Genomic DNA, 7,657 nt, shown 5'->3' with positions numbered 1-7,657 from the left:
CGGATTTATTTGTAAAAAAAAGCCCAAACCAAGGTCGGGCTTTGGCACATCAGCAGTAGGTATCTAGACAATTATTGACGGTGGCCACCTATTCTGTGGCAAGCCCGCCTCGCCACAACAGCCCGCTCAGAACAGATGTTGCCTTTAGCTACTCAGCTATAGGGCATTAGCCCAGGTTGTGGCCCTGATCCTGAATGATTGCATCATCCAAGGCTTCCAACAGTGCCTTACGCACCTTCAACTTGGTGTGTTTGTGGGCGTTCATATTGATCTTCTTCAGCTGCCGCGCCGCTTCCAGGGCCGCTGCGTGCAACTCCTCCGGCGCCACCACCTTATCCAGGAAGCCAGCGCCCAACGCGCCCTGCGGATCAAACATCTCGGCATTGATCACCGAGCGATGAAACGCCGATTTACGCAGACGATCCCGCGCCAACTCGATACCGGCGTGGTGCATGGTCATGCCGATCGCCACTTCGTTCAGGCCAATGCTGAACGGGCCTTCCACGCCAATCCGGTAATCCGCCGACAACAGCAGGAACGCACCCTTGGCCACCGCATGCCCAGGGCACGCCACAATCACCGGGAACGGGTGCGACAACAGGCGCCGCGCCAACGTCGAACCCGATGTCACCAGGCCAATGGCTTCTTTAGGCCCAGCGGTCATCACCTTCAAATCATAACCACCCGACAGAATCCCCGGCGTGCCGGTGATGATCACCACCGCCCGATCCTTCTCGGCCTGATCCAGCGCAGCGTTGAACTCAGCAACCACTGCCGGAGAAATGGCGTTTACCTTGCCGTTGCTCAAGGTCAGGGTCGCGATACCGTCTTCGAGGTGGTAGGCAATCAACTCACTCATGACGCGGTTCCTTGTAGGAATTGTTATAGATAGGCTGTTAATAGAAGCGCATGCGCAGACGTTACCCACCACGCCCGCCCCGGTAAAGCGCCGTGACTGACTACACAGTCAGACTTTTCCCGCATTCCCAAGGGTAGACGGTCCGCAGCAAGGCACAGCCGCCGCGCCAGACACCCGCAACCGATGCCCAAGAATGGCAGATTCACCACCCCTCACCGAGCGAGTCCCGGCATAACCGTCTAAGCGCATGAAAATTCTGAAAAAAACCTTTGCCATCAGAAAGGCTTTCGACTACATTAGCGCGCCTCGACAGACTGAACTGGTTTGACGAGATACGGTGAAGTGTCCGAGTGGCTTAAGGAGCACGCCTGGAAAGTGTGTATACAAGAAATTGTATCGAGAGTTCGAATCTCTCCTTCACCGCCACATTCTACAAACACAAACCCCTGATTTTCCTAGTGAAAGTCGGGGGTTTGTGGTTTTTGGCGTCCAAAAAATAGCCCCATGGGGCCGTCATGGGACTAGTGCGCATTTTTGGTGTGTTTTTTGTTCGCGAGATGCATTGCATCTCTGCGCCGTTGATTGGGTATGCGGTTGGCTAACTTTGGCAGGTAGCTGCAACTCAATGGTGTCAATCAAAGCAAAGGCGATTCATTGCCATACCTAATCTCCTCCCTTATTTGATTCTCTGTGCTGTGCATCCAGCGGAGGGATTGATCCGTATGTCCTCTTGAGGGCTCGAGTGCGATGAGTATCCGAGATCATCAAGCGATGCAGTGCGATGAGCGGTTCAGGCATTTCTTGATCCGAACCATCATTCCTGCCAAGGACAGCTACGATCATGATAGGACCACAGTCAGGTACTGCCATGAACGCCACGGATGACGCTCATTTTTTGGACCGCCTATTGCGCGGAGAACAAGACGCATATCGTGATTTGGTGTGCACGCATCAGGGCGCAATGAGGGCCATAGCTTATGGAATCGTGGGGCCGCGCCATGCGGACGATGTAGTGCAAGATGCATGGCTTGCGATTGTGAGAGGCATGGGGAAATTTCAGAGACGATCCAGCTTAAAAACCTGGATGCTAAGGATCACGTCGAATACGGCGAAATGTAGATACAAAGCTCGGCGCAGTGAATCGAACTGTATCCCATGTACCTCTTGGGTTGAAGGAAGAAGCGTTTTATTTGTAGATGATCTTTCCTACACTTCGCCTGGGGCGTTGCATGAAGATAGCCCCGAAGCACTTCTGAGCGAATCCGAGCTATATGCTCGAATTAACGTTGCTCTTGAGGCGCTACCGGATCTGCAAAGAAGCGTGTTGATACTGAGAGAGCGCTCTGGATTGGAGCTGGATGAAATTTCTACGCTCCTCGGAATATCGCTGACTAACGTAAGAGTGCTTTTGCACCGAGCGCGTTTAAAGGTTTTTTCGGCAATTGCGGAGTACCAGTCTGTTTTTGATATGTGAGCATCATGGTGATTTCCCAACTGCCTGGATGTTGGCACTCGAAAAATGGTACTGAGATTTCCACTGGAGGTCTGCCATGGCGACTGTAAAAACTGCACTCGTTCTCGCAGGTGGCGGTAGCCTCGGTGCGGTTCAGGTTGGAATGTTGCAAGCTCTTGTGGACGACGGCATTAGATTCGATCTGGTGGTCGGCGCATCTGTCGGGGCCATCAATGGTGCGTATTTCGCAGCCAGGCCGAATGCGCAGGGGATCGCTGAGCTCGCTGACTTCTGGCGGGGTTTGCGAAAGGCGGATGTGTTTCCATTTTCTGTAATCGACACCCTGACGGCAATATTGCGACGTCGTGGATATCTTCTACGCGCTTCAGCGTTACAACACCTGGTGCGCCGGTCGCTGCCGGTGAAATTGATCGAAGATACTGAGTTGCCTTTGTATATCGTCACCACCAATCTGCTCAGCGGTGCTGAAGAGTTACTTTCCAGTGGCAGTGCTGAACAGGCCTTACTCGCCAGTGCAGCAATCCCGCTGGTGTTTCCACCCGTCCGAATAAGTAACAAACTCTTAATTGACGGTGGCGTGGCTAGCAACACACCTATTGCCAGTGCAATCTCACTAGGGGCCACTCGTGTTGTTGTGGTACCAACTGGTTTCGGTTGTGCCTGCCCTAATCCGCCGATCGGGCTCGTTGCATTAGCCTTGCACACACTCAATTTAATGAGCATGCGTCAACTGGTACGTGATATTGAGTTGTACGCTCCGCGGGCGTCTATTCACGTTGTTGCGCCGTTGTGCCCATTAAATGCTTCGGTATTCGATTTCAGCCAAACAGATCAGCTCCTAAAGCGCGCTTACCAGTCGACCCAAACGTGGATTGAGGAAGGTGGGTTAATTCGCACTGGTGTGCCGGATTCGTTACAGGCTCACACCCACACCCAGATATAGGTAAATAGCCCGGGTTTCTAGAAGCGATCGGTCGGTTTCGATTGGCCGATTGCGACGGTTCACGAAAGTTAGATTGAAAGCGAAATTAGAATAACGCCACTTATATAAAACAGGCCCCCACATCGAAGCCAAGTGTGGGGGGCTTTTTTGTGAGGGTGGATACCAGATCCGGTATGGCTGGTATACCAATCCCACCTCAACTGGCTAACACTGAAAAACGGGACGGATTTATTCAATCGCTCACTTCTCTTGGTGGGCCAGTAAGAAAGTGCTTACACCGCTTCGTGGATCAACACAGGGGTGGCCTGCTCGCCACAATAAAGTGACCTCTTAACTGCCTGATATTAGCTGGACACGACCGGTTTATTTCGCAATAAATGTGCAGTTTTTGCACAGATATTGTTCATTCCTGTGTGTATTTCAAACATGAAAGCCCCCCTTAAACTCGACGCCACTCACCCCGTTACGGTTTAAGGAAACGCACAAATGATCAACCCCTCTCAGCAGACCATCCGCGCAATGTCTGGCGCAACACCCGTCACCCAGCTTGACCCAGCCACCACCGCACTGCTGGTCATCGATTTCCAGAACGAATATTTCAACGGCAAGATGCCGATCCCCGAAGGTGCGGCCGCGCTGCATAACGCCCAGTGCCTGGTCGAATTCGCCGACCAGCACAAGATCCCGGTCATTCACATCCAGCACATCGCGCCAGCCGGTTCTGCAGTGTTTGCCCAGGACGGCAACACCGTCGATTTCCACCCACTGATGCAGCCGCGCGCTCAAGACACACTGGTGCAGAAGACCAGCGTCAGCGTGTTCGCCAGCACTGACCTGCACAACCAACTTCAGCACCAGGGCATCCGTACCCTGATCATCTGCGGCCTGATGACTCACGCCTGTGTCGCGGGTGCGGCCCGTGATGGTGCGGCATTGGGCTACGCCATTGTGGTTGCTAGCGATGCTTCGGCGACCCGGGCAATCACCCGTGCCAACGGTGAGTCGGTGACCCAGGACCAACTGCACGCCTCGGCACTCGCTGAGATTGAAGACACTTTTGGTGACGTGCTGACCACGTCCCAGGTCGTCGGCTTGTCTGTGCGCTAACGGTCGGCCTTTCAGCACCCTAATTCAACTCGTCAAACAGGACTGCATCATGACTTGCACATTCGCCACTCCATCGAGCCGCCTTCTGCCCAAGTTGCTCAAGTCAGCCGTCATCGGCCTGGGCTTGATGATGGGCCTCGGCCAGTTTGCTGTCGCCGCCGCAGCACCGGCTAACCCACACCCGACCATTCGCGCCATGTTCGGTGCCAAGCCGGCTGACAAACTGGATGCCAAGACCACCGCACTGTTGGTGATCGACTTCCAGAATGAGTACTACACCGGCCGCATGCCGATCCCGGATGGCATGAAAGCCCTGGAAAACACTCAGCGCCTGATTGCCTTCGCAGACAAGGAGCACATCCAGGTGATCCACGTGCAGCACATCGCCCCAAATGGCGCCGCAGTGTTTGCCAAAGATGGCAAGACCGTGGATTTCCATCCGCTGATGAAGCCGCGCCCACAAGATAAGGTGATTCAGAAAACCACCGTCAGCGTGTTCGCCAGCACCGATATTGATGCCCAGCTGAAGAAAGCCGGGATCAAGACGCTGATCATTTCCGGCCTCATGACCCACGCCTGTGTCGCCGCTGCAGCCCGCGACGCCACGCCGTTGGGCTACGACGTTGTGGTAGCATCCGACGCTACGGCAACCCGCGCCATCACTCGCGCCAATGGGCGTTCGGTGACCAAAGACCAACTGCATGACTCGGCGCTGGCCGAGATCGAAGACACCTTCGGTTCAGTGCTGACCACCGCGCAAATCGTCGCCTTGCCGGTTCACTGATCAGCCTGATCACTCATTGGAGTAACGCCCGCTTCATGAATCAGCTATCTGCCATGCGCGCCTTTCGGTGCATTGTCGAGGCCAAGGGCTTCTCTGCTGCGGCAGAGCGGCTGAACACTACCCACTCGACGATTTCACGGCAGTTGCAGCAGCTGGAACTTGAACTGGGCGTTCAGTTGATCAACCGCAATACCCGACGTTTCAGCCTGACCGGGCCTGGGGAGCAGTACTTCGCAGCCTGTGTCGATATTCTTGACCGCCTCGATGCGGCTACCCAGGCCATGGCACAGGGGCATCAGCGCCCCGAAGGCCTGTTGCGGGTCAGTGTGCCGCTGGTGGTGGGCACGCTGGACTTGCCGCATTGGCTGCCGGGGTTCCAGAAGCGTTATCCCGATATCGAACTTGAACTGTGCTGCGACGACAGATTCGTTGACCTGGTGGCCGAGGGCTTTGATGTCGCCATCCGCATCGCCAGCGCGTTGGGTGATACCACGCTGATCGCCCGCACCTTGACTGTTTCAAAACGCGTGCTGGTGGCGTCGCCTGCCTACATCCACACCCACGGTTTACCGCGCACCGCCCAGGAACTCGACGAGCACCGCTTGCTGAGGTTTGTCGGGGAGGCGTCAGACTGGCAACTCACCTCGGCCCGTGGTGCAACCGTGAGCGTCACGCCCAAAGGCCAATTCAAGACCAACACCATCACTGCCTTGCACGCCGCCACACTGGCCGGCGCAGGCATCGGCTGCTTCACGCATGCGACGGTGCGCAACAACCTGGCGCAAGGGCAACTGGTGCCCATCCTGCCCAACTACTCGATGGGCGAGTGGCGTTATTACGCGCTGTACCCGCAATCCCGGCACTTGGCGCCCAAGGTCAGGGCGTTTGTGGATTACATGGCGGATTTTTACCAGGTGGATGCTAAAGCCGCCGTCTGAGAAAGGAAAAGGACAGATTTATTTGAGTCTTGTCACGGGCTCCATGCGAGGCAATTAAACCCCTGATTTCGGGAGAGACCAGGGGTTTTGTGATCTCTGGAGTTTGAAAGCTGCCGTTTCTAGATCACGCGCCGGGTACATCCATGCGTCGGCCTATGACGTCCAGCAAATCGCAGCCGTCGCGTAACGGGATTGAGCACAGCAGGGCAAAATCACTGAGAACAACGGCATCACTACTGATCTCGCTGCGCAGTGCAAGGTTCTCAAGGACTTGGGTGACGGCACGCAGCCGAAAACTCGCGGCGTCGAGGAGAATTTCCAGGGGGACGGTGGTATCGACAAAAAGGGCAGGGGTGGCGCTGTCGTTGCTGGTGAGGGCTATGTATTGGTTCATGCGTTAAGTCCGTTCACTTAGAGGAATATGAGCCACGCATTTGTCGCCAAACAAAAGGTGGCCGCTGTACGCAGGTTGGCGAACCGGTATAAGAACGGACAAAGACCGGCAGACCCGAAGGTCTCCCACGCACAGCAGCCGTTGAGCAGCTTATTGCGTGCAGGCGCATCCCGCAAATCTGCCGGGAGACTTCTGCCGTCTTAATAGTCGAGTCGCCAAACCCGTTCGCCCTGTGGGCGACCGAGTGACTATAGGCTCGACGATTTTGAAGTGCGAGGCCGACGCTTCTGAACGGTTTGTAGGACGTTGCCTGGATTGCTGGGCATGGGCAGTCCTACCTACGAACCCTGCAACCTCGGGAGTGGCAAATCGAGTAAACGTTTGAAATTACAATTGTGCTAGGGAAATTTTTTCTCTAGCGTCCGTCTCCATGGCGACCCTTCGCAGTGAACGAAGCTGGAAATAAAAATCTATCCCGACGACCACGCGCCGCCGCATTTTCACGTGCAGACGCCGGATGGCGAGTCGCTGGCTCAGATAGAAGGGCTTGTTGTGCTCGGTACAGGGGCAGAAACAAAGGCCTTGAAAGCCGCCCTGCTTTGGGCAAAAGCTCATATCGCGGATCTCAAGCGCGTATGGGATGAACAAAACCGGAGGAACTGACTTATGACCAGCAAGCTTCGCATCTCTGCTGTGCAACCAGTTGCCGGCAAGCATGCCTTACAGATCGAATGGAATAACGGCAAGCGGCATACCGTTGATCTTCTCGATCATATAAATGCCTTTCCGATCCTCAAACCTCTTCTGGATTTGGCTCGATTCGGCCAAGTACAAGTCGGTGAGTGGGGGTTTGATGTGACGTGGGGTAACGACCTCGAATTGTCAGCTGTTACGCTGCACCGTCTAGCATTGGAGCAATCCGGTGAGGTGATGCTGACACAGGATTTCCGGCAGTGGATGCTCAGTAACAACCTGTCCCTTTCCGCAGCGGCTGTGGAGTTGGGGTTCTCTCGCAGGACCATCACCGCCTATAGCAGCGGCGCTGCTTTGATTCCCAAGCATGTGGGGCTGGCGTGCAAGGGCTGGGAGTACGAGCATAAAGGTTACAAGGGACGCTACGCCTGAACGTAACCGTATTTCGCTAAAAGGGCGGCCAAT

General features: G+C 55.2%; 8 protein-coding genes and 1 tRNA gene. 7 read left to right on the top strand and 2 right to left on the bottom strand.

Going from position 1 to position 7,657, the window contains the following annotated elements; all coding sequences use genetic code 11:
• Positions 1-166: 166 nt before the first annotated feature.
• The gene (locus tag HBO23_RS20070; protein WP_017138321.1) at positions 167-859 is read right to left on the bottom strand and encodes a crotonase/enoyl-CoA hydratase family protein; all 693 of its coding nucleotides are present in this window, start codon (positions 857-859) and stop codon (positions 167-169) included.
• Between the two features lie 336 nt (positions 860-1,195).
• Between HBO23_RS20070 and HBO23_RS20065 the strand changes: the two genes are divergently transcribed.
• The 6 genes from HBO23_RS20065 to HBO23_RS20040 all read left to right on the top strand — a co-directional run bounded on the left by HBO23_RS20065 (position 1,196) and on the right by HBO23_RS20040 (position 6,105).
• Positions 1,196-1,285 (top strand) — tRNA-Ser (locus tag HBO23_RS20065).
• A 442-nt stretch (positions 1,286-1,727) separates the two neighbouring features.
• Positions 1,728-2,333, top strand: coding sequence for an RNA polymerase sigma factor (locus HBO23_RS20060; protein WP_170039323.1), 606 nt, complete (start codon positions 1,728-1,730; stop codon positions 2,331-2,333).
• A 76-nt stretch (positions 2,334-2,409) separates the two neighbouring features.
• Positions 2,410-3,276: a patatin-like phospholipase family protein gene (locus HBO23_RS20055; RefSeq protein WP_170039321.1), complete on the top strand. Its 867-nt coding sequence runs from the start codon at positions 2,410-2,412 to the stop codon at positions 3,274-3,276.
• Positions 3,277-3,762: 486 nt separating this feature from the next.
• Positions 3,763-4,383, top strand: a complete 621-nt coding sequence (locus HBO23_RS20050) for an isochorismatase family protein (RefSeq protein WP_170039319.1) — start codon at positions 3,763-3,765, stop codon at positions 4,381-4,383.
• 49 nt (positions 4,384-4,432) lie between these two features.
• Positions 4,433-5,167 carry an isochorismatase family protein gene (locus HBO23_RS20045; RefSeq protein WP_170039317.1) on the top strand — a complete coding sequence of 245 codons (735 nt, stop codon included), beginning with the start codon at positions 4,433-4,435 and terminating at the stop codon, positions 5,165-5,167.
• Between the two features lie 35 nt (positions 5,168-5,202).
• The gene (locus HBO23_RS20040; protein ID WP_170039315.1) at positions 5,203-6,105 is read left to right on the top strand and encodes a LysR family transcriptional regulator; all 903 of its coding nucleotides are present in this window, start codon (positions 5,203-5,205) and stop codon (positions 6,103-6,105) included.
• A 124-nt stretch (positions 6,106-6,229) separates the two neighbouring features.
• Here HBO23_RS20040 and HBO23_RS20035 read toward each other — a convergent pair whose 3' ends face one another.
• A complete protein-coding gene (locus tag HBO23_RS20035) occupies positions 6,230-6,499 on the bottom strand; it encodes a short-chain dehydrogenase (RefSeq protein WP_170039313.1) in 270 nt (89 codons plus the stop codon).
• A 666-nt stretch (positions 6,500-7,165) separates the two neighbouring features.
• Here HBO23_RS20035 and HBO23_RS20025 point away from each other — a divergent pair.
• The gene (locus HBO23_RS20025) at positions 7,166-7,624 is read left to right on the top strand and encodes a DUF2442 domain-containing protein (RefSeq protein WP_017138313.1); all 459 of its coding nucleotides are present in this window, start codon (positions 7,166-7,168) and stop codon (positions 7,622-7,624) included.
• Positions 7,625-7,657 lie beyond the last annotated feature (33 nt).

The sequence above is a fragment of the Pseudomonas sp. WS 5532 genome, from assembly GCF_012985445.1.
Taxonomy (GTDB): domain Bacteria; phylum Pseudomonadota; class Gammaproteobacteria; order Pseudomonadales; family Pseudomonadaceae; genus Aquipseudomonas; species Aquipseudomonas edaphica.
This window is presented reverse-complemented; position numbering and strand designations above follow the sequence as displayed.